The sequence below is a fragment of the Sphingomonas sp. CCH15-F11 genome (assembly GCF_001557005.1).
Lineage (GTDB): Bacteria > Pseudomonadota > Alphaproteobacteria > Sphingomonadales > Sphingomonadaceae > Sphingomonas.
Genome location: NZ_LSKG01000125.1, coordinates 1 through 2,507, shown reverse-complemented (window position 1 = coordinate 2,507; position 2,507 = coordinate 1). Strand labels below are relative to the sequence as shown.

At 66.6% G+C, this 2,507-nt stretch carries 2 protein-coding genes; both read right to left on the bottom strand.

The genetic code is table 11. The features are described from left to right. Positions 1–165: 165 nt before the first annotated feature. Complete coding sequence (istB, locus tag AX709_RS11450; RefSeq protein ID WP_066549432.1) at positions 166–894, bottom strand: IS21-like element helper ATPase IstB; 729 nt, start codon at positions 892–894, stop codon at positions 166–168. Then, positions 881–2,395 (bottom strand): IS21 family transposase, encoded by a 1,515-nt coding sequence (istA, locus tag AX709_RS11445; RefSeq protein WP_066549431.1) that lies wholly within the window; start codon positions 2,393–2,395, stop codon positions 881–883. Before istA ends, istB begins: the two co-directional genes overlap by 14 nt. Positions 2,396–2,507: the final 112 nt, after the last annotated feature.

The window sequence follows — 2,507 nt, the reverse complement described above, 5'->3', positions numbered from 1 at the left end:
TGTCAATCGGCGTCCAATCGGGACCCCCTATCGGCGCGCAAAAGGGACCCCCTTTGCGTTGCGTAGAACGGTTGATGCTGGGCGCGTGTTTCGCGCTGCTGACGGCGTAGGGAGGGCGTAGCCCGACCGGAGGCGGCAGCAGCGCGAAGTCGATTTCTGAGGTGGTCAGCTGCGGTGTTTGAAGCGCCAGCTGTCGTTGCCGGTCTCGACGATATCGCAATGATGCGTGATCCGGTCGAGCAGGGCTGTGGTCATCTTGGGATCGCCGAAGACGGTGGGCCACTCGCCGAAGGCCAGGTTGGTGGTGATGATCACCGAGGTCTTCTCGTAGAGCTTGCTGATCAGGTGGAACAGCAGCTGCCCGCCTGAGCGGGCGAACGGCAGGTAGCCCAGTTCGTCGAGGACCACGACGTCGAGCCGGCTGAGCTGGGCAGCCATGGCGCCGGCCTTGCCGATGCGAGCCTCCTCCTCGAGCCGGGTGACCAGGTCAACCGTGTTGAAGTAGCGCCCGCGGGCGCCGGCGCGCACCACGTTGGCGGTGATCGCGGTGGCCAGGTGGGTTTTGCCGGTCCCCGTGCCGCCAACCGCCACGATATTGCGCCTGCCTGGCAGGAAGGAACCGGCGTGCAGCGAGCGGACCAGTCCCTCGTTGATCGGCGTGCCCTCGAACACGAAGGCATCGAGATCCTTGACCACGGGCAGCTTGGCTGCGGTCATGCGGTAGCGGATCGAGGCGGCATGGCGATGCGCGGCTTCCGCCCGCAGCAGGTCGGTCAGGATCTCGTGGGTCGTGCGTTTGCGCTGAAGTCCCGTGGTGACGGCCTCGTCGAACGCGCCGGCCATACCCCTGAGGCCGAGCCCGCGCATGGCCTCGATCATCTCATGCCGCTGCATCAAGGCCTCGTACCGTATCGTAGCGGGCGCAGTCCGCAATTGGCGGATGGCTAAGCTTGAGGTCGACGACCACGTCGAGAGGCCGGTCAGTCGCCGGTTCGCGGTATCGCGCCAAAATGTTGAGGATCACCTCGTCGCTGGCGGCGCCGGCATCAAGCGCTTCGCGGATCGCGGCCTCGACCGCGTCCAGGCCATCGGTCTGCACGGCCGCCAGCACCCGCACGAAGCGCCGATCGGCCTCATCACCGCTCCCCAGCTTGCGGCGCAGCCGCGCCAGTGCCGGCGGAAGGTCCCAGCCTTGGAAGGGGGCGCCGTTGCGCCAGGCGCCGGGCTTGTTGGCCAGAACGGGGAGATAATGCCAGGGATCGTAGATCGTCCGGTCACGGCCGAAGTGCCGGGCATGTTCGGCGATAACCTCGTCACCGAGGCGCACGACGATCCGGTCGGCATAGGCGCGGACCTGGACCGCCCGCCGCGCGGCCTTGGCCATGACGGAATAGCGGTTGCGGTCGAAGCTGATCAGGCAAGTGCCAGTCACGGCATGCGTGGTCTCGTGGAAGCCGTCGAACGGCGCCAGCATCGGCTGCAGGGCTGGCCGCTCGAGATCCAGCGCCTCGGCCACGGTCAGTTCCTTCTGCTCGGGATGCGGATGCAAGGCGGCCCAGCGCAGGCACTCGGCCTCCAGCCATCCGTTGAGCTCCTCGATGCTGGCAAAGCGCAGGCGGGGCTGGAAGAACCGACCCCGGATGGTCTGGACCTGGTTCTCGACCTGACCCTTCTCCCATCCTGCCGCCGGCGAGCAGGCCGTGGGCTCGACCATGTAATGATCGGCCATGACGAGGAAGCGGCGGTTGAACACCCGCTCCTTGCCGACGAAGACCGCGGCGACGGCGGTCTTCATGTTGTCATAGATCCCCCGCAGCGGAACGCCGCCGAAGAAGGCGAAGCCCCGGGCATGGGCATCGAACACCATCTCCTGCGTCTCGCGCGGATAGGCCCGGACATAGACCGTCCGCGACGCGCACAGCCGCATCTGCGCCACCTTCACCCGCATCGGCTTGCCGGCGATCTCCACGTCCTCGTGGCTCCAGTCGAACTGGTAGGCCTCGCCAGGCTTGAACATGAGCGGGATGAAGGCAGGCGCCCCATCACCCGCATCCTTGCGCCGCGCTTCCGTCCAGCGACGGGCGTAGCGCCGAACAGCATCGTAGGAACCCTCGAACCCCTCGCGCTGCAGTAGATCATGGATCCGGGTCATGCGCAGACGGTCACGCCGGTGCCGCGCCTCGTTCTCCGTCAGCAGTGTATCGAGCCGCTCCTGGAACGGCCCAAGCCGGGGCAGCGGTTGGACCGTGCGGTGATAGTCGAACGCCCCTTCCGGCGCCCGGATCGCCTTGCGCACCACCTTGCGAGACAACCGCAGATCCCGCGCTATTGCCTTGATCGCCTTCCCGTTCGCGTGCTCGCGTCGGATCCGAACAACTGTCTCCACCACCAACATCCCGATCTCGCCACCTGGAAAACCAGGCGGCCCGCTACACCATCGGAATGAGGGGTCCCTTTTAGACGCCGATCACCCCGCTAACGGGGTCCCTTTTGCACGCCGGTCCACA